The sequence below is a fragment of the Janthinobacterium sp. SUN026 genome (genome assembly GCF_030397625.1).
Taxonomy (GTDB): Bacteria; Pseudomonadota; Gammaproteobacteria; order Burkholderiales; family Burkholderiaceae_D; genus Janthinobacterium; species Janthinobacterium kumbetense.
Genome location: NZ_JAPQNU010000003.1, coordinates 453,346 through 473,061 on the forward strand (window position 1 = coordinate 453,346; position 19,716 = coordinate 473,061).

The window sequence follows — 19,716 nt, forward strand, 5'->3', positions numbered from 1 at the left end:
TCCTTTCAGCGGTTGGCCATGGCCGGCACGAGCACGCGATAGACTTCGATCACGGCCGGCCCCATGAGCACCAGCATGAGGGTGGGAAAGACACAAAAGATCAGCGGGAACAGCAGTTTCAGGGCGATCTTCGCGGCCGCCTCCTCGGCCAGAAGGCTGCGCTTGCCGCGCAGGTTTTCCGAGTGCACGCGCAGCGAGTCGCCCATGCTGGTGCCGAAGCGTTCCGACTGGATCAGCATGGCGACGAGGGTGTCGACATCTTCCACGCCGCTGCGCAAGGCCAGGTTGCGCAGCGCCTTTTCCTTGGAAAAGCCGGCGCGCATTTCCATCAGCACCAGTTGCAATTCCTGCGCCAGCACCACGCTTTTGATGTGGATTTCGCCCGACACCTTCACCAGCGCGCGCTCCAGGCTCAGGCCCGCTTCCACGCACACGGTCAGCAAGTCGAGCGCGTCGGGGATGTTTTCAAAGATGTCGCGCTGGCGCCGCTTGGCCGTGCTGGCCAGCACCAGATTCGGCAGGTAATAGCCGACGGTGGCGCTGACGCACAGCAGCAGCAACAGCACGCTGCGCAACTGCGCCGCCATGGCGCTGGCCGCATACAGCCCCAGCACGGTGGGAAACAGCAGGGCCAGCACGGTTTTCGCGGCAAAGTACAGGGCTGGCGCGCTGGCCTGGCGCCAGCCCGCGTTCATGAAGCGCGTGCGCAGCGGCGAGCGCTCCCAGCCCTCTTCCGGCAGCGACAGCTTGCTGAACGGCTGCGCCACACGCGCCACGCGCTCCACCCAGCCCGTATCGGCCACCGCCTCGCTGACGGCAGGCGCCATGGCACCGAACAGGCGCTGGCGCAAGGCGCCGGGAAAGAAGATCAGCCACGCCAGCAGGGCCAGCGCCACCACCACGGCGAAGACGATCAACAGGAACAGCAGTTGCGGGCCAGTCATGGCATTTCCTCCGATTGATCGACTGACAAAACGTTCAGGGCTAGGCGTGTCGCCGAAGGCAGTACGACAGTACGACAAGGCGACGCAACAACGCCATGGACTTTTTTTCAGGCGATCTCTTAGATGCGGATGCGGATGACGTTGCGCATCCACACGACACCCAGCGCCACCATGCCGGCCGCGTACCACAGCAGCTTGATGCCGCTGGGATCCGTCCACAGCAGGCTGATGTATTGCGGGTTGACCAGCGCCATCACGCCGATCATCACCACCGGCATCAGCCCCAGCACCCAGGCCGACATGCGCCCCTCGGCCGACAGCACGCGCACCTGCCCCAGCAGCTTCAGACGGGCGCGGATGATGCGCGCGATGCTGACCAGCACTTCGGCCAGATTGCCGCCCGATTCGCGCTGCACCAGCACGGCGATGACGAGGTAGCGCAAGTCCGTCAGCGGAATGCGCGCAGCCAGGTTTTGCAGCGCCTCGTTCATCGGCACGCCGTAATTGATCTCTTCGTGCGCCATCTTGAATTCGCCGCTGATCGGCTCATTGAGTTCATCGCCCACCATCTGCAGCACGTTCGAAAACGAGTGCCCGGCGCGCAGCGCGCGGGCCAGGAAATCGGCCGCTTCCGGCAATTGCGCCTCGATCTTTTTCAGGCGCGCCGCGCGCGCGCGCAGCACGACCATGCACGGCCCGCCGCCCGCCACGCCCAGCAGCAGCAAGGCGCCCGGCAGCGGCATGGGCCAGATGGCCAGCCACAGCAGCGCCAGCAGCAGCAAGCCGCCCGCGCCGCCCAGGAACTGCGCCACCGACCAGGACAAGCCCGATTGCAGCAGCAGGTGGTCGAGCTTTGCCGCCTGCGGCAGGCGCCGCAGCCAGCGCTCCAGGCCAGGCGAGCGCGCATAGCGGCGCTGCTTGAGGATGGAAACCCGCTCGCCGCCGGCCTCGCCGCGCGCCGCCATCAGCCGCAAGCGCCGGTTGATGCGCCGCGCCGCGCTGCCGTGCGTGCCCGCCCACCACAGCCAGGCGCCTTCCACCATCAGGATGCAGGCGGCGAACAGCAGCACGGCAAAGCCGTAGAACACCAGGTCCATGATGCTTCCTTTATTCGTAGATGCGGTCAGGATCAAACACCGTATCGGGCACGGGCGCGCCGAACATGCGCAAGCGTTCCGTGAAACGGGGCCGCACGCCCGTGGCGCAAAAGTGGCCCAGCACCTTGCCCGCGGCATCGACGCCCGTCTGCTCGAAGCGGAAGATTTCATGCATGGCGATGATGTCGCCCTCCATGCCCGTCACTTCCTGCAGGCTGACCAGCTTGCGCGCGCCGTCCGTCAGGCGCGACACTTGCATCACCACCGTCACGGCCGAACAGATCTGCTGGCGCGTGGCGCGCGGCGTCAGGTTCACGCTGGCCATGCCGACCATGTTTTCCAGCCGCGCCAGCGCATCGCGCGCCGTGTTCGAGTGGATGGTCGCCAGCGAACCCTCATGCCCCGTGTTCATCGCCTGCAGCATGTCGAGCGCCTCGGCGCCGCGCACCTCGCCCAGGATGATACGGTCGGGCCGCATGCGCAGCGCGTTGCGCACCAGCGCGCGCTGGCTCACTTCTCCCTTGCCCTCGATATTCGGCGGGCGCGTTTCCAGGCGCACCACGTGCGGCTGGCGCAGCGCCAGTTCGGCCGCATCCTCGATGGTGACGATGCGTTCGCTGCCGGGAATGAAGCCGGACAGCACGTTGAGCAGGGTCGTCTTGCCGCTGCCCGTGCCGCCCGAGATCAGGATGTTGACCTTGGCCTGCCCCAGCGCCTGCAGCACCTGCACCATGGGCGGCGTCAGGCTTTTGTAGTCGAGCAGATTGGCGATGCTCAACGGCTGCACGGCAAAGCGCCGGATCGACAGGATCGGGCCATCGACGGCCAGCGGCGGAATGATGGCGTTGACGCGCGAGCCGTCCGGCAGGCGCGCGTCGACCATCGGGCTCGATTCGTCGACCCGCCGTCCCACGCGCGAGACGATCTTCTCGATGATCTTCATCAGGTGCGCATTGTCGTGGAAGGTCACGTCCGTCAACTGCAGCCGCCCGCCCCGCTCCACATACACCTTGTCGCAGGTGTTGACGAGGATATCGGACACGCTGGCATCGGCCAGCAACGGTTCCAGCGGGCCGAAGCCCAGCATCTCGTGCTGGATGTCGAGCACCAGGCTATGCCGCTCGTGCTGGTTCAGGACGATGCGCTCTTCCTCGATCACGCGCTGCACCAGCAGCGCCAGCTCGTGCTTGAACTGCTCGGCCGTCAGGCGTTTCAGGCGTTCCAGGTCGATACGGTCGAGTATCGTCTGGTGCATGGTCTTTTTCAGTTCCTGGTAGGCGTGCAGCGCCAGCGCCCCTTGTCCATTCGTGGCGGGGCGCACCGTTTCATTCGCCGCCAGGCGTTCGCGTAAAGTCATCTCGGCTCCCATGATGGCTCCCGGCGGGAGCCTTGACATCCATCCCCGTCCTAAGCCTCGCTGCGGCTGAACAGGCGGTCGAACAGGCCGCGGCTTTCCGTCACGCGGCGCGCCGTCACCAGTTCCACCAGTTCGGCCAGGCTGCGCGCCACGGCGCTGGTGCGCGACAGCTGCAGCAGCGGAATGCCCTGGTTGACGGAATCGGTGGCGGCGATGTAATCGTTGGGCACCGTGTGCACCACTTCCGCGCCCAGCGCCTGCTCCAGGTCCGCCAGGCGCAGGCGCCCGCCCTTTTCATAGCGGTTGACGATCAGGCGCAAGCGCTCGCCCGGATAGCCGAGCGAACGGAAGATATCGAGCAGGCGGCGCCCGTCGCGGATGTCGGGCAAGGCCAGCTGCAGCACCGGATAGATGGCGTCGGCGTTGTCGAGCGCGCGCAGCGACAGCGCATCGATCTGGCGTCCCACGTCGAGCACGATGTAATCGTAGTGCTGGCGCGCCACGGCCAGGATGCGGTCCATGTGCTCGGGCTGCATGTCGACCTTGTGCGCCGGGTCGTCGGCCGCCGCCAGCACGCCGAAGTTCGGCGTGATGTGCACCAGGCACGAGGCGAGAAAGGCGCCGTCCATGCGCGCGATCTGCGCGCAGATGTCGGACAGGGTCATGGCCGGCTTCTGGTCCGAGACATACAGGGTGGCGTCGCCGAACTGGCCGTGCAGGTCGATCAGCAGCACCTTGCAGCCGGCCAGGCTGGCCAGCGCATAGGAAAAATTCGTCGACAGGAAGGTGGCGCCGCTGCCGCCCTTGCACGAGATGAAGGCGAGCACTTTGCCGTCGCGCATCTGCGTCACGCCGGCCTGGATATCGACCCGGTCCATCGCTTCGTGGAAGGCCTTGTGCACCAGCGGCAGCTGCAGCACTTCGCGCATGCCGGCGCGCATGGCGCGGATCAGCACATCCTGCTGCTGGCCGCGCGTGAGCAGCATCAGCACGGCCAGCGGATACTGGCGCGCCAGGCGCTCGAGCAGGTCGGCTTCGTCGGCATCGATGCCGCTGGCGTCGACGATCACCAGCTCGGGCGCTTCGGGCAGCATGCGCTCGACGGCGTCGCGCAAGCCGCTGCGCCGGTCCAGCAGCCGCAGCACGGGCATGCGGGCCGCGCCTTGCGCCGCGATTTCATCGTGCAGGCTGGCGTCGCGGGTAATCATCAAGGCTTTCATCCCCCCTCCTTCATTCAAGGCATTACATTCGGCTGCGCCGACGCACTGGCGCTCATGGACAAAAGCCGGGATTGTCCGCGTAGCCCAGCGACTCGGCCACCGCCATGGTGGTCCCGCTGGGCAAACGTATGGCGCCTGCGCCGGAGGGAAACATCATCCCCAGCAACGGCAGGATGGGCCGGTACGGCACGCGCTCGCAGCGCGCGCCGACGCCGGGCTGGCACAGGCGCGCGCGCACGAAGCGGATGCAGCTGGCGCCGTGCGGATCGTCCAGGCAATTGATGCGGTTGCGCTGCGGGCAACCCGGCAGCACCGTCACCGGCAGTGCCGCCAGCGCGGCGCCGTCACCGCTCTCCGACAAGTAATCGATGCGCACATGCGCGTCGCCGAGGCCGCCGCCCAGCGGCAGCGTGCCCGGCGTGGCGCGCAGCACGGCGTGCGTGCGCACGGCTTGCAAGGCGCCGGCATCGCTGAAATCGGTGACGGCGGCCGCGCGCGCCGCGCGCCGGGTAATTTCATGCACCATGTTCCACATGTACACGGCGCGCGCCATTTCCAGCATGGCGAACAGGAACAGGAAGAACAGCAGCGCCAGCATGGCGAATTCGACGGCGAAGACGCCGCGCTGGCGCTGCCGGCGGAGGCGCGGGTTAATGGACATAGCGCAACGTCGCGTTGGCCCGCAGCGGGATCGGCGCCAGTTGCGGCAGCCACTTGCGGGTCAGCCCCGGCAGGAAATCGACCGGCATGTCGGCGGTGACCTTGATGCGCACCTGCAGCGGCGCCGTCGCGTAGCTGCCGCAGGCGTAGGAATCGTCGGCATACACGCATTCCACGTTGACCCACGCGGGATTGATGCCCGGCCAGCTTTCTGCCATCGCCTCGGCCACCATCTCCCGGGCCAGCGCGGCGCCCTGGCTCGCCGCGTCGAACTTGCCCATCTGCGGCAGCGGCATGGTCGCCATGTAGCGCGCCGCATCGTGCGCGCTTTTTTGCAGGGCCGTGTACACCAGCAGCGCACGGCCGAACAGCAGCACGAAGGGCAGCAGCGCCATGAAAAACAGCAGGATCAGCGCCAGCTCGATGGCGGCGACACCGCCCTGGCGGCGCGCAGCGCGGCGGAGCGGCCTCATTGCAGCAGCTCCGCGGGGCCGGCCAGCGCGCCCTCGTCCACCAGTCCGGCAAATTCGGCGCTCAATACGCCATTGCTGGCCGGCGCCGTCATGAAGAAGCGGCCGACGCCGCGCACCCGCGCCAGCACGTCGCTGCCGGCCGGCACGGGGCAAGCCAGCAGGGGAATATGCAGCAGGCGGCGCTGCGCCACGCCCGTGTTGCTGGCCGGCGCCGTCTGGAAGCCCAGCGTCTGGTAGGGCGGCGTGGCTGGGTAGCCGGACTTCGCGGCCGGCGCGGCCGGGCTGGCCGGATACAACCTGGGCCAGTCGCTGGTGGCAAACGGCAGATAGCCGCCGGCCGGCTTCGGGTTGCTGTACCTGGCCGCCCTGGAAAACGACCACAGCGGTCCATAGCTGCCGACGGCGGGCGGCGTCGCGTTCGATTCCGGATCGGCCACGGACAGCAGCGGATTGCCCGTGCTCAGGGCGCTCGGCGCGTCGGGCATGTTCATCATCCACCAGCTCGCGGCCGTATTCGGATAGGCGCGGATATTCGTGTCCGGCGGCGCCGTGACGGCATGGCAGCCGCTGCCCGCATGCTGGTTGAAGCGCGCGTTGAAGGCCGTCCACAGCGCGGCGGGAAAAGGCCGGTGCACATGCACCTGGGCGCTGCCGATACGCGGATACAGCACCGTCCCGCTGCAGACAAACGGCAGCACGCTCGCTTCGCCGACCTGCTGCGACGACCCCAGCACGCCCGGCTGGCCCAGCGGATTGAGCACGAAGTGTTCGGCCGCGGGGCCATGCGGATTGAGTTTTAACAGGTTATACGCCACGCCGCGGCGAAAGCCATATTCCAGCAACTCGACGGCCGGCAGCAGCGCCGCATTCGTGCGCGGGCTGGCCGCGCTGGCCGACAGCGCGCAGATGGCCAGCGGCGTCAGATACAAGCTGGTGCGCCCCGCCACGGCCCGCGCGCCCGTCTCCAGGGTGCGCAGCGCCGGCGACCAGGCACCGAGGAACGCCGTCGCCACCCGTCCCAGCGAGGGGGTACTGGCTTGCGTATCGACGCGCACGAACAGCGCCGTGGCGGCGTCGGGCACGGCACCAGCCGCATGCCAGGCGCTGGCTGGCGCGTCGGGCGCGCTGGCGAAGCGGATGCTGGCGTCCGACAAAGTCGCGCCCTGCATGCGGCGGCGCCATGCGCTGCGGTCGGCCGCGCTACCCTTGGCTTTTTCCACGGCGACGAGCAAGCCCTCGGGCGTGCCCACCAGTTCCGCGGCGGCCGCCATCGCCGCATTGTCGGCCAGGTTCTGCAGTTCCGTCTTGCGGCCGATGACTTGCCCCACATCGAGCGCCAGGCCGACAAAGCCCAGCACCACGATGAGCAGGATGGAAAAGGCGATCAGCATCGCCCCGCGCTGGCCCTGGCGTCTATTTGCCATTGCCGCCTCCCAGCATGAATTGCACCGGCTGCGGCGCCTGGGCATTCGGTTCCGCGAACGAGGCGCGGTAGCGCTGCATGACGGCGTGCGCGCTGGGGCCGTCGAGACCATCGGCAGGCGTGCGATTGCCCGCGCCGGCCGGATCGCGCACCTGCTGCGCCATGGACAGGCGCACGGCGTCGCCGAAGCGCCGATCCAGCTGCGGCGTGCTGCCGTACGCGCAGGCGGCCAGCTGCAAGGCCAGGGCCAGGGCGGCGCAGCGCCGCAGCGACGTCAAGAGCGAGTTCGGCATGGCGTATCTCCCCGTCTCATTTCAACTCGAAAACGTTGGCTGCGCGCGGCGGCGGCACGGACGGCGGCGTGCCTTCCATCTTGCCGCCCAACATCAAGTCCATGCGCGAAGGCGGCGCCAGCTGCGCCGTCGGCAGCACGGCATCGGCCGGCAAGGGCTTGACCAGGTGCGCGGTAATGACGAACAGCAATTCCGTGCGGTCGTGCTGGAAATCCGTGCTGCGGAACAGCGCACCGAGGATGGGCACTTCGCTGAGCCAGGGCACGCCCGTGATGTTGCTCACCTGGTTATTCTTGATCAAGCCGCCGATGGCGTAGCTCTGGCCGTCGTACAGCTGCACCGTGGTCGAGGCGCGCCGCGTGGTGATGACGGGCAAGATCGAACGCCCGCTGACGCCGGCCGCGGAAATGCCCACGCCCTCGCGCGACAGTTCCGACACTTCCGGCGCCACCTTCAGATTGATGCGTCCGCCCGACAGCACGGTGGGCGTAAAGCGCAGGCCGACGCCGTATTCGCGCTCTTCCAGCGTGATCTTGTTGTTGTCCTGGCCGACAGGAATGAAGATCTTGCCGCCGGCCAGAAAACTGCCCTCTTGCCCGCTGATCGCCATCACCGTCGGTTCGGCCAGGATGCGCACCAGGCCATCCTGTTTCTGCGCCTCGATGGTCAGCTGCTGGCGGCCATTCGACTTGCGCACGTCGAGCAAGCCATTCGCCGTGCCGCTGAGGAAGTTCGACAGCAAGGTGGTGGCCCAGCTGCCGGACGCGAGACGCAGGGTGGCGCCCACTTCCAGCCGCTCCAGCAGGGACTTCGACACTTCGGCAATTTGCACGGCCAGCATCACCTGCTGCGGCGCGCTGACGTCGAGCATGTTGATGATGCGGCTGTGCGCGCCGCCCGCGCCGCTGGCGGGCGCCGTGGCGGCGGGCGGCATGGCGGCGCCATCGGCCGGCTTGGGCAGCGCCAGCGGTACGGTTGCGCGGCGCACGTAGGCGTGCGCCAGCTCGACGGCGCGCAGCACGGCGCCCGCATCCTGCACCGTACCCGACAGCACCAGGGTGTCGGCCACGGCCGTGACGCGGATGGCTTTTTCTTCCGGCATCAGCGCCGCCAGGGTCGTTTGCAGGCCGGCCGGGTCCATGCTGACGCTGACGTTCACCACGCTGCACACGCCGCTGCGGCCCTGGATGATCATATTCGTGCTGCCCACGTCGACGCCGACCACGTACAAGGTGTCGGGCGCGACCAGCATGGCTTGCACCACTGCCGGATTGCCGACGCTGCGCTGCTGCACCGCCTCGGGCAGGCGCAGCATGCTCGACTTGCCCACCTGCAGCTGCAAGTGGCCGGGCGAAGCCGCTTCGCCGCCGCAGCGCGGGCCAGGATCGGCCGCCGCGCCGGCAAGCGGCGACAGCAGGCAGAACATTATCAGCAGGGCGCGGTTCATGAGCGTGTCCATGGTTGAGCAAGGCAAAGGCCAAAAGGCTAAAAACATTCGCGCGACTGGCGCGTCCCGTCGATGACGCCGCTGCACAGGCGCTGCGGTTCCGGCGGCGCCTTCGCCACGCGCACGGGACGCGGCGCGGCGGCCAGCACGGGCGCGGCGGCAGGAGGGGCAGGCTCGGCTTCATGCGGTCCGCCCAGCAGGGTCAGCTTGGTGGCGCCCGCCGTCACGCCCGGCTGCGGGTCGACCTGATTGCGCAGCACCAGCGACAGGCTGCCCACGCTGCGCGCCAGGTCCAGGTTTTCCGCCTGTTCCGGCGTCACTTCCAGGGTCACCGCATTGACCACGCGCGGCTTGGTCTCGTCGCGCCCCACTTCCTGCGCCACGGCCAGCACGAGGATGCGTTCGAGCACGATCTTGGAAATGTTGCGGCTTTGCGGAAACGCGCGGTCGCCGGCATCCTGCTGGGTGCTCACGATGATGTCGACATAGTTGCCCGGCAAGGCGAAGCCGGCCACGCCGATCACATCGTTGACGCGCACGGTGATGGCGCGCCGCCCTTCCGTGATCAGGGCCGACAGGCCGCCCAGGGTGCCGGCCGGCGCCAGCTTGGCCTCGCTCAGGGGCTCACCGCGCAGCACGCTGGTTTTCAGCACCCGTCCCGCCAGTGTGGCCGGGTCTTGCAGCGCGCCCTGCGGCAAGCTTTCCGCCGGCCACTCGGCCAGGCGCAGCATTTCGGGCGTCAGGCGCTGGCCCAGGTTGACATCGCTGGCGGCCACGACGATCTTGCCCTTGCCGGCCGGCGTCTGGCGCAGCAGCCAGTGCGAGGCCAGCAGCACGGCCAGCAAGCCCAGCACGACCGCCAGGCCCATCATCAGGAGGGCGCGCCGGTTCTTCATGCGATGCGCTCGCACAGGCTGGCGGCCGGCATGTCGCAGCTGGCGAACAGGCTGCCCCAGGCCTGTTCCAGGGCGGCCACCGTCAGGCGCGCCTCGCTGCCGGCAAAGCCGGCGAAGTCGCCTATGCGCGCCAGCAATTCCTGCGGATAGCTGGCCAGCAAGGGCCGTCCCTGCGCGCCATGCAGCTGCAGCAGATGGTTCAGGACCTGCTCGTCGATGGCCATGCCGGCCAGCCGGCATTGCTGGCGGAACAGGGCGCGATAGGCGCTCTCGGTCAGCGGCCCCACCTGCACCTTGTAGCCGATGCGGCGCAGCAAGGCGGCGTCAAACAGCTCGTCCGGCGGCACGTTCGTGGCCAGCACGAGGGCATTGTCGAACGGCACGCTGATCTGCACGCCGCCGGGCAAGCCCAGCTGGTCGCTGCCGCGCGCCAGCGGCTGCATCAGCCGCGTCAGCAGTTCTTGCGCCCCCAGGCGCTGGCGGCCCAGGTCGTCGATGATCAGCATGCCATTGTTGGCGCGCACATGAGGCGGCGCCTGGTAGCAGCCGCCGCTGGCGTCATAGCGCAGCTCCAGCATGCCGGCGTCGAGCTCGGCGCCCACGTGGATCACGGGACGCTGGCACAGCACCCAGCGGATGTCCGTGCTGCGCCGCTCCAGCGCCTGGCGCGCATGGCTGACGTGCTGCGGCGCGGGCGGCAGGTGCTGGGCCGGGTCATATAACTGGATGATGTCCTGGCCGACGACGATGGCGTAGGGCACGGCGACCAGCCCGTGCAGCAATTGTCCCAGCTGCAGCGCCAGGGTCGACTTGCCGCTGCCGGGCGGACCGTACAGCAGCAGCGAGCGTCCCGAATGCAGGGCTGCGCCGACCACGTCGAGCATGCCCGGCCCCGCATGGGCACCTCCCAGCACGGCGGCCAGATCGTCGCTGCCGACGCGCTGTTCCTGCGCCAGCCACGACTGGCGCGCCACCATGGCGCGGTACGCTTCCAGGGTAACGGGGGCGGCGCCGATATACGCGCAGCGCTCGAGGAAGGCGCTGGCGCGCTGCTTGCCGGCGCCCGTCAGCTGGTACTGCACGTCGATATCGGATTCGCCGCGCCAGGCCACCTCGGCCATCTGCTCCGTCACCATGAAATCGAGCACTTCGCGCAAGACATTGATCGACAGGCGCAAGCGCGTCGTCAGCGCGGACAGGTGCGTCTTGCCGCCCACAAACATCAGCTTGGCGATCAGCTCGACCACCAGCGGCCGCTCGAGTCCCGTTTCACGCAAGCTCTTCGGTTGCGGCGGCAGGGGCGGCATCAGGTTCGCGTCGGCAGGGCGCGGCGCACTCTCGGTGCTCAGGGAATAGTCGACCTCGATCATGCTGCGTCTCCAAGCCGGTTAAGAGGGCATTCAACAGAATTCATTCTAGCGAGCGGAGACTGGCGCCCATTGATCAAGAGCAATGAATACCAATCAGAAATAATGACGCCCCTGCACCGCCAGGCAGCCCAGGGCAATGGCCAGGCCGTACGGCATGTTGCCCACGCTGGCCTGGCTGCCGAGTGCAGTTGGCGCCAGGGGAATGCCGGCCATGCGCGCGATCATCGGCCACAGCAGCTGGCGCAGATTGCCCAGGCAGGCGCGCCACTTGCCCTGCCAGGTGATCATCAGCACGGCCATCACGCCGCCCAGGACGAACGTGGCGAAACAGATCTGCAGCACGGGCCAGGGGCCGGCAAAGGCACCCGCCATGGCGATCAGCTTGACGTCGCCGGCGGCCATGCCGCGCAGCACATACAAGGGTAAAAAGAGGAAAAAACCCGTCGCCATGCCGCCCAGCCACACGGGCAGTACGCTGTGCGGCCACAGCCACAGGTGCAGGGCCAGGGCGGCGAGGATGCCGGACAACACCACACCGTTCGGTATCTTGCGGCGGATCAAATCACTGACGGCAGCTCCCGTCACGAAGCACAGCAACAGCAAATCGCACAAGGCGGTTGCAGGCATGGCACACCTCCCGAAAAAAACCCGCCACTGGCCGGCCAGCGGCGGGCACCCGCTTAGGGCGTCAACACCAGGTTCGACGAAATGTCGGTGAGGACGGCCAGCAAGTTGGTCTTGATCAGCAAGAAACCGGCCGTGATGGCGGTAGCCATCAAGGCCGCGATCAAGCCGTATTCGATTGCCGTAATGCCATCCTCATCCTTGACAAACTGCTGTACTGCCGACAGGAAGGTATGCATGACAAGCTCCCAAAAGTGAATCACAAGTCCCTGGCGCAATCGGGTGTGAAACATTGCCCATTCCTGCTAATATGTTTCCTGCCGTAAATTTCTGCGCCATTGCATTGACTATAAAGCGTCCACGTTTTGGCAAATTGACGCGCCACAAGTTTCCATATGGAAATTATCAAACCCTGTCGACATGTCGGCTGACGCAAACAAATGTTGCGATCTGGATTGAAAGCCTTCGTCAGGGCAAGTTTTTTGCAATGCAGTGCATGAATCTCATGTATTTACATGAAATATTGCATACGTTAATTGCCTATTAGGCAAAAAGACATTATCCTGCTTAGCTCTTCTTTGGAAAGGCCTCTCGCCCGGCGGTACAGAGCGTCATGCCACCAAATAAATCTTGGCTTCTTGTAGACGGACGCGAACATGCTCTTGCTTGATGCAATGCTGGTATGACGACACTTGTGTGACTACTTTCCAGAGATCGACAATGGATTCCCTACTGAAACACATGGTGGACATGACCGGGCACCGCGACCACACGATGCTCGACATCTCCGTGATCTCGGCGGTCCAGGAACTCGCTGCCGCATCGCAGACCCGTGTGCTGGCCCTGACCACCGTGCGGGGCCAGGTGTTCGTGCGGTCGCGGGCCATCATCGTGGCGGGCAGCGTGGCCCGCATGGAAGAGCATACCGATCCTACCCTGCCGGGCGAACCGCTGTCGGACTACCCGGCCTTGGCCGCCTGCATCAAGCGCCATGAAGCGAGCGCCGACACCCTGTGCGCCGACGGCCGCCACCTGCTGTGGCTGCCCATCTGGATCGGCGACCAGGTCACCACCTGCCTGGAAATCACCAATCCCACGCCCTACACGGGCGCCACCATCCAGGTGATCGGCGGCATCGTCAGCGTGTACCGCAATTTCCAGAACCTGCTCGACTACAGCGAACGCGATTCGCTCACCGGCTTGTTGAATCGCAAGACCTTCGACGACCAGCTGGCAAAAATCCTGCAAAGCCGCGGCGAACCGGAAGCGGACAAGCCGCGTCCCGTGGATGAAGAACGGCGCCACCATACGGACACGGAACGGCAATGGCTGGCCGTGATCGACGTCGATCATTTCAAACTGGTCAACGATAAATTTGGCCACCTGTATGGCGATGAAGTGCTGATCCTGATCGCCAACCAGCTGCAATCGTCGTTCCGCTCGCAAGACCGCATCTTCCGCTTCGGCGGCGAGGAATTCGTCGTGCTGCTGCGCTCGATCACGCTGGAAAATGCGCAGAAAATCATCGACCGCTTCCGCACCAATGTCGAGGCGCACGACTTCCCGCAAGTGGGCAGGGTGACCGTCAGCGTGGGTTTCGTCAGCATCAACGCCTACGAAGCGCCCGTGATCATCCTCGGCCGCGCCGACCAGGCCCTGTATTACGCGAAAAGCCATGGCCGCAACCTGGCGTGCCACTATGACGAGCTGGTCGCCAAGGGCCTGTTAACTACCATTACCTCGAACGATACGGCGGAATTTTTCTAGGCATCCGCCAGCGATAAAAAACGCATGGGATCGACTTGCCACTTGGCGGCCGACTCATGGCCGACGATCTTGTCGGCGCCGCCGAAGCCGAAGCCGCGCGACAGGTCGACCGTTTCCGGCTTGATGTAGGTCTTGCTCTTCGTACTGAAAAACACATTCACTTTCGGCGCCAGCAGATTGCTTTCGTGCGCCTCGATGACGACGGCCAGGCGGCCCGATTCCAGCATCACCATGGTGCCTACCGGATAGATACCCACGCAGCGCATGAAATCCTGCGCGAACACGGGATTGAAGTGGAATTTGCTCCATTCATAGATCTTGCGCAAGGCTTCGGCCGCGGGAATGCCCTTGTGATAGCTGCGGTCGGACGTCAGCGCGTCATACACGTCGACGATGGCGGCCATCTGCGTCAGTTCGCTGATGGCGTCGCCGGCCAGCTGGTCCGGATAGCCGCTGCCGTCGCGCCGTTCGTGGTGGTGCAGGGCAATATCGAGCGGTATCGCGCCCACCTCGGGCGACTGGCGCAGGATATCGTAGCCGTCGCGCGGATGGCGCTTGATCAGGGTAAATTCTTCCGGCGTCAAAGGACCGGGCTTGTTCAGCACGCTATCGGGCACCAGGGCCTTGCCCGTGTCGTGCAGCAAGCCGCCGAGGCCCGCCTGGTGCGTGGTCGTGGCATCGATGCCGCGCGAGCGGCAAAACGCCACCAGCAGCGCGCACACGCTGACGGAATGCAAAAAGGTGTAATCATCCTTGGTCTTGATGCGCAACAAGCCGACGAGGGCGCCGGGATTGCGCAGGATCGATTCGGTGATGTCCTGCACCGTGTGCTGCACGCGGTCGAGCTCGACCGCCTTGCCCAGGCGCACGTCGGCCATCACCGTGCGCACCAGGCTGGTCGCCTGCCGCCGCACCTGCGTGGCGCGCGCCAGTTCCATGCCCAGCGACACGCGCGTGACCACTTGCAGCGGCGCGGCGATCTGCACCAGTTCGCGCTCCGTCTCGGCGCGCGCCTGCGCCACGGTAGGCGCGTCCTGCACGTCGAGGCCCTTGCCGCTGTCGATCACCACGTCGTGGATGCCGGCCTGCATGATCTTGCGGATTTCATCGTCGCTGCGCAACAGGAAACGGTTGCGCACGAATGGATGCGTCATCCAGTCGCAACTGAGGTCATGGATGTACATGCCCACTTTTAATTGAGACGAATCAACTTTCTTGAGCATGCTGTCATCCCACAAATACGCGACTGGAGCACCGAAGGCGCTAGAATGAGTATAACAAAATTGTTATTCTGCTGGCCGCGTTCGGCGCCGTGGCGCAACACCCGGTTTTTTCCGCTCAACGCACCGCTTCTGGGACCCATGGAACTGCGCCAATTACGCTACTTTGTTGCCATCGTCGATCACGGCTCGCTGTCGCGCGCAGCCCTGATCCTGCACGTGGCGCAGCCGGCCCTGACGCAGCAGCTGCGCCAGCTGGAAGAGGAACTGGGCGTGCAGCTGCTGCACCGCTCGGCGCAGGGCGTGCTCAGCACGGATGCGGGCAAGGTGTTTTACGAACATGCGCAGGCGATCCTGAAACAGGTGGCCGACGCCCGCTCGGCCGTCACGCAAAGCGCCACGCGTCCGTCCGGCAATGTCACCCTGGGCTTGCCGCACAGCATCTCCGGCGCCCTGGCCCTGCCCCTGCTGCTGGCCGCGCGCGAACGCTATCCCGAAATCACCCTGCAGCTGACGGAAGAAATCACGGGCAACCTCAATGAACAGCTCAAATCGGGCCGCATCAACCTGGCCGTGCTGTTCGACGACGGCCAGCTGACGCCCTTTGCCTGCAGCCCGCTGGTGGAAGAGGAGATGCGCTTTATCTGCCGCAACGATTCGCCGTTCGCGCCCGCCGGCCATGCCGTGTCGTTCCAGCAAGCCTTGAGCGCCACCCTGATCCTGCCGGGCCTGCAGCATGGCGTGCGCCCGCGCATCGACAGCCGCGCGCGCGAGCTGGGCCTGGAAACGGCGAACGTGATCGAGATCAACTCGATCGCCATCCTGAAATCGGCCATCCTGGCCGGCATGGGCGCCACCATCCTGCCGGCCGCTCCCCTGCTGGCCGAGCTCGACAGCGGCGCCATGCGCAGCTACGCCATCCACAGCCCCGTCCTGTCGCGCACGGTAGCCCTGTGCGCCTCGAAAAACATTCCCCTCACCAATGCGGGCAACGCCGTGAAAAACCTCGTGCTGCAAGTGGCTGCCGAGCTGTGCGGCAGCGGGCGCTGGGTGGGGGCGCATGTGCTCGCGCCCATGGCATAAGTATTTCTTATACCCCCATCGGCAAAGCGTATTTGCCCCCTTTCCTGACTCGTTCTACACTGACCACATTAACTATTTTAAATTTAAAATAGTTATGTGCCGCCCACACGCGGCCATCCCGTCTGCACAGTGCGCGCCTTACCGGGCGCGTCCCTTGTACAGCCGATATCTGAAACACCCTTTTGGAGACAGCCATGTCCGTGACCACGGAAAACGGCTCCGCAGCGTTCGCTAGAAACGCCGGTGCCGCGCCATCTACGCCCCCCGACACTTCCCGTTTGACCACCGTCAGCCTCGACGACAAATACACGGCCACTTCCGGCGCCATCTTCCTGTCCGGCATCCAGGCCCTCGTGCGCCTGCCCATGATGCAGCGCCTGCGCGACCAGGCCGCCGGACTGAACACGGCCGGCTTCATCTCCGGCTACCGCGGTTCGCCCCTGGGCGGCCTCGATGAAAACCTGTGGAAAGCCAAGAAACAGCTGGAAGCGCACCACGTGCAGTTCGTCCCCGGCGTCAACGAAGACTTGGCCGCCACGGCCGTCTGGGGTTCGCAGCAAGTCGACCTGATCGGCCCGGCCAAGTATGACGGCGTATTCGCCATGTGGTACGGCAAGGGTCCGGGCGTGGACCGCTGCGGCGATGTCTTCAAGCACATGAACCATGCGGGAACGTCAAAACTGGGCGGCGTGCTGCTGGTGGCCGGCGACGACCATGGCGCGTATTCATCGACCCTGCCGCACCAGTCCGACCACCTGTTCTCCGCCTCGATGATCCCCGTCTTGTATCCGTGCAACGTGCAGGAATACCTGGACCTGGGCATCCACGGCTGGGCCATGTCGCGCTTTTCCGGCTGCACGGTAGCCTTCAAGGCGCTGGCCGACACGGTCGAATCGTCGGCCTCCATCGATGCCGACCCGTTCCGCGTGGAAGTCAAGATTCCGCAGGATTTCGTCATGCCAGAAGGCGGCCTGAACGCGCGCCTGTCGAGCATCCCGCTGGGCCAGCAGGCGCGCAACCAGGAAGCGCTGATGCAGGACTACAAGATCTATGCGGCCCTCGCCTATGCGCGCGAAAACAAGCTCAACCACACCACCATCGACAGCCCGAACGCCAAGCTGGGCATCATTGCCTCCGGCAAGTCCTACCTGGACGTGCTCGAAGCGCTGGAAGAACTGGGCATCGACGAGCAGATGGCGGCCGACGTCGGCATGCGATTGTTCAAGGTGGCCATGCCGTGGCCGCTGGAGCCGGATAGCGTGCGTGAGTTTGCGCAAGGTCTCGATGAAATTCTCGTGGTAGAAGAGAAGCGGCAAATCGTCGAATACCAGTTGAAAGAGCAACTCTACAACTGGCGCGACGACGTGCGCCCGCGCGTCATCGGCAAGTTCGACGAAAAAGGCGAATGGGTGGCGCCGCGCGGCGAATGGCTGCTGACGTCCAAGGCGGACTTTTCCGTCTCGCAAGTGGCAAGAGTCATCGCCAGCCGCATCGCGCGCCTGATTTCCGACCCCGTCACCTGCGACCTGATCAAGGCTCGACTGAGTTTCCTCGACGCCAAGGACGCGGTATTGAAAAAGGCCGTGAACACGCCGTTCCGTCCCGCCTTCTACTGCTCCGGCTGCCCACATAACACGTCGACCAAGGTGCCGGACGGCAGCCTGGCGCTGGCCGGCATCGGCTGCCACGTGATGGCCACCTCGATCTACCCGGAAATGAACAAGCTGACCACGCACATGGGCGGCGAAGGCGCGCCATGGATCGGCCAGGCCGCGTTTTCCGAATTGCCGCACGTGTTCCAGAACCTGGGCGACGGCACGTATTTCCACTCCGGCTACCTGGCCATCCGCGCCGCGCAGGCCGCCAAGGTGAACATCACCTACAAGATTCTCTACAACGACGCCGTCGCCATGACGGGCGGCCAGCCCGTGGACGGCTTGATTACCGTGCCGATGATGGCGCAGCAAGTGGCGGCCGAAGGCATCGCCCGCATCGCCCTGGTCACGGAAGACTTGAGCCGCTACAGCGACCGCAGCAACCTGCCCGCCCACCTGACCTTGCACGACCGCAAGGACATGGATGCCGTGCAGCGCGAATTGCGCGAAGTACCAGGCGTGTCCGTGCTGATCTACGACCAGACCTGCGCGGCCGAGAAGCGCCGGAGAAGGAAAAAAGGCGAGTATCCCGATTTGCCGAAACGCATGGTCATCAACGACGCCGTCTGCGAAGGCTGCGGCGACTGCGGCGTGCAATCGAACTGCGTGTCGATCTTGCCGAAAGAGACGGAATTTGGCCGCAAGCGCACCATCGACCAATCCTCGTGCAACAAGGATTACTCGTGCGCCAAGGGTTTTTGCCCCAGCTTCGTCACCGTCGAAGGCGGCAACCTGAAAAAAACCAAGACGGGCGCGAGTAAAACGGGCGAGACGGACAACTTCGGCCCCCTGCCGGAACCGGTCCTGCCCGGCTGCGACGCGCCGTACAATATCCTGATCAACGGCATCGGCGGCACGGGCGTCATCACCGTGGGCGCGCTGATGGGCATGGCGGCCCACCTGGAAGGCAAGGGCGCATCCGTGCTGGACATGACGGGCATGTCGCAAAAGAACGGTTCCGTCACCTCGCACGTGAAAATCGCCCGCTCCCCCGCGCACATCCGCGCCCAGCGCATCGCCACGGGCGAAGCGGACCTGATCCTGGGCTGCGACATGCTGACGGCCGGCGCGCAGGATGCCGTGTCGAAAATGCGTCCTGGCCGCAGCCTGGCCGTCGTCAACCTGCACGAGCAGCCGCCGGGCACGTTTGCGCAGAATGCCGACTGGCAATATCCGACGGCGGAAGTGCGCCAGCTGATCGAGGAATCCGTGGGCGGCGCGGACGCGGCCGACTTCATCGACGCCACAAAACTGGCCACGGCGCTGATGGGCGATTCGATCGCCGCCAACCTGTTCATGCTCGGCTACGCGTGGCAAAAAGGCCGCATCCCGCTGACGGAAGCGGCCTTGCTGCGCGCCATCGAACTCAATGGCGTGGGCATCGAGTCGAACAAGAAAAGCTTCCTGTGGGGCCGCCGCGCCGCCGTCGACGTGCGCCGTGTCACGCAAATCGCCACGCCGTCACAAGCGATCATCATGCAAATGCCGCAAAGCCTCGATAGCGTCATCAAAAAACGCGTCGAGTTCCTCACGGCCTACCAGAACGCCCCGTATGCGGACGGTTACTTGACCCTGGTCAAACAGGTGCGCGACCGCGAAAACACCTTGGGACTGGGCCAAAAGCTGTCGACGGCTGTCGCCAAGAGCTATTTCAAGTTGCTGGCCTACAAGGATGAGTACGAAGTGGCGCGTTTGTACACGGATGGCCGTTTCGTGGAGCAATTGCAACAGCAATTCGAAGGCAATTTCTCCGTGAAATTCAACCTGGCGCCACCGCTGTTTGCGAAAAAGGATGCCAAGGGCCACCTGGTGAAAGCGGAGTTCGGTTCCTGGATGTGGCGCGCCTTCAAGCTGCTGGCGAAAGCCAAGGGGCTCAGAGGCGGCACCTTCGACGTCTTCGGTTATACGGCCGAGCGCAAGATGGAACGCGCGCTGATCGTCGAATACCGCGAATTGCTGGCCGGCATGCTGGTCAACCTGACGGCGGACAACCTGGCCACTTGCGTGGAACTGGCGACCCTGCCCGAAAAAATCCGCGGCTTCGGCCACGTCAAGGAAGCGGCCGTCGCCACGTATCGCCAGGACAAGGCGAGATTGCTGGCCAAGCTGGCGGACGGCAGCAAGCACGCGGCGTAAGCCGGCCAGCGGGGCTTGAAATGAAAACGCAGAGCCGAGGCTCTGCGTTTT

The 19,716-nt window shown here is 65.4% G+C and carries 17 protein-coding genes; 3 read left to right on the top strand and 14 right to left on the bottom strand.

Annotation, left to right across the window (positions count from 1 at the left end):
• Positions 1-5 precede the first annotated feature (5 nt).
• From OX459_RS16790 to OX459_RS16850, 13 genes are all read right to left on the bottom strand, one after another.
• Complete coding sequence (locus OX459_RS16790) at positions 6-944, bottom strand: type II secretion system F family protein (protein WP_289905869.1); 939 nt, start codon at positions 942-944, stop codon at positions 6-8.
• Between the two features lie 119 nt (positions 945-1,063).
• Positions 1,064-2,041, bottom strand: a complete 978-nt coding sequence (locus OX459_RS16795) for a type II secretion system F family protein (RefSeq protein WP_099665821.1) — start codon at positions 2,039-2,041, stop codon at positions 1,064-1,066.
• A 10-nt stretch (positions 2,042-2,051) separates the two neighbouring features.
• Positions 2,052-3,398: a CpaF family protein gene (locus tag OX459_RS16800; RefSeq protein ID WP_099668285.1), complete on the bottom strand. Its 1,347-nt coding sequence runs from the start codon at positions 3,396-3,398 to the stop codon at positions 2,052-2,054.
• A 50-nt stretch (positions 3,399-3,448) separates the two neighbouring features.
• Complete coding sequence (locus OX459_RS16805; protein ID WP_077398652.1) at positions 3,449-4,618, bottom strand: AAA family ATPase; 1,170 nt, start codon at positions 4,616-4,618, stop codon at positions 3,449-3,451.
• A gap of 52 nt (positions 4,619-4,670) precedes the next feature.
• On the bottom strand, positions 4,671-5,279 hold the full coding sequence (locus OX459_RS16810; RefSeq protein ID WP_289905870.1) for a TadE/TadG family type IV pilus assembly protein: 609 nt from the start codon (positions 5,277-5,279) through the stop codon (positions 4,671-4,673).
• A complete protein-coding gene (locus OX459_RS16815; protein ID WP_289905871.1) occupies positions 5,269-5,751 on the bottom strand; it encodes a TadE/TadG family type IV pilus assembly protein in 483 nt (160 codons plus the stop codon). The genes OX459_RS16810 and OX459_RS16815 overlap by 11 nt, the downstream gene beginning before the upstream one ends.
• Positions 5,748-7,175, bottom strand: coding sequence for a pilus assembly protein TadG-related protein (locus OX459_RS16820; protein ID WP_289905872.1), 1,428 nt, complete (start codon positions 7,173-7,175; stop codon positions 5,748-5,750). The genes OX459_RS16815 and OX459_RS16820 overlap by 4 nt, the downstream gene beginning before the upstream one ends.
• Positions 7,165-7,467: a hypothetical protein gene (locus tag OX459_RS16825; protein ID WP_289905873.1), complete on the bottom strand. Its 303-nt coding sequence runs from the start codon at positions 7,465-7,467 to the stop codon at positions 7,165-7,167. Before OX459_RS16825 ends, OX459_RS16820 begins: the two co-directional genes overlap by 11 nt.
• A gap of 16 nt (positions 7,468-7,483) precedes the next feature.
• Positions 7,484-8,914, bottom strand: coding sequence for a type II and III secretion system protein family protein (locus OX459_RS16830; RefSeq protein WP_289905874.1), 1,431 nt, complete (start codon positions 8,912-8,914; stop codon positions 7,484-7,486).
• A gap of 38 nt (positions 8,915-8,952) precedes the next feature.
• Positions 8,953-9,810, bottom strand: coding sequence for a Flp pilus assembly protein CpaB (cpaB, locus tag OX459_RS16835; protein WP_289905875.1), 858 nt, complete (start codon positions 9,808-9,810; stop codon positions 8,953-8,955).
• Positions 9,807-11,180, bottom strand: coding sequence for an ATP-binding protein (locus OX459_RS16840; RefSeq protein ID WP_289905876.1), 1,374 nt, complete (start codon positions 11,178-11,180; stop codon positions 9,807-9,809). Before OX459_RS16840 ends, cpaB begins: the two co-directional genes overlap by 4 nt.
• Positions 11,181-11,273: 93 nt before the next feature.
• Positions 11,274-11,807: an A24 family peptidase gene (locus tag OX459_RS16845; RefSeq protein ID WP_289905877.1), complete on the bottom strand. Its 534-nt coding sequence runs from the start codon at positions 11,805-11,807 to the stop codon at positions 11,274-11,276.
• 53 nt (positions 11,808-11,860) lie between these two features.
• Positions 11,861-12,043: a Flp family type IVb pilin gene (locus OX459_RS16850; RefSeq protein WP_034752975.1), complete on the bottom strand. Its 183-nt coding sequence runs from the start codon at positions 12,041-12,043 to the stop codon at positions 11,861-11,863.
• 481 nt (positions 12,044-12,524) lie between these two features.
• On the opposite strand from OX459_RS16850, the gene OX459_RS16855 reads away from it, so the two are divergent.
• Positions 12,525-13,571, top strand: coding sequence for a GGDEF domain-containing protein (locus OX459_RS16855; protein ID WP_289905878.1), 1,047 nt, complete (start codon positions 12,525-12,527; stop codon positions 13,569-13,571).
• Here the strand turns inward: OX459_RS16855 and OX459_RS16860 are convergent.
• Complete coding sequence (locus OX459_RS16860; protein ID WP_289905879.1) at positions 13,568-14,794, bottom strand: HD-GYP domain-containing protein; 1,227 nt, start codon at positions 14,792-14,794, stop codon at positions 13,568-13,570. The two genes, OX459_RS16855 and OX459_RS16860, sit on opposite strands and share 4 nt — an antisense overlap.
• A gap of 138 nt (positions 14,795-14,932) precedes the next feature.
• On the opposite strand from OX459_RS16860, the gene OX459_RS16865 reads away from it, so the two are divergent.
• Both OX459_RS16865 and OX459_RS16870 read left to right on the top strand, forming a co-directional pair.
• A complete protein-coding gene (locus OX459_RS16865; RefSeq protein WP_289905880.1) occupies positions 14,933-15,874 on the top strand; it encodes a LysR substrate-binding domain-containing protein in 942 nt (313 codons plus the stop codon).
• A gap of 194 nt (positions 15,875-16,068) precedes the next feature.
• Positions 16,069-19,665: an indolepyruvate ferredoxin oxidoreductase family protein gene (locus OX459_RS16870; protein WP_289905881.1), complete on the top strand. Its 3,597-nt coding sequence runs from the start codon at positions 16,069-16,071 to the stop codon at positions 19,663-19,665.
• Positions 19,666-19,716 lie beyond the last annotated feature (51 nt).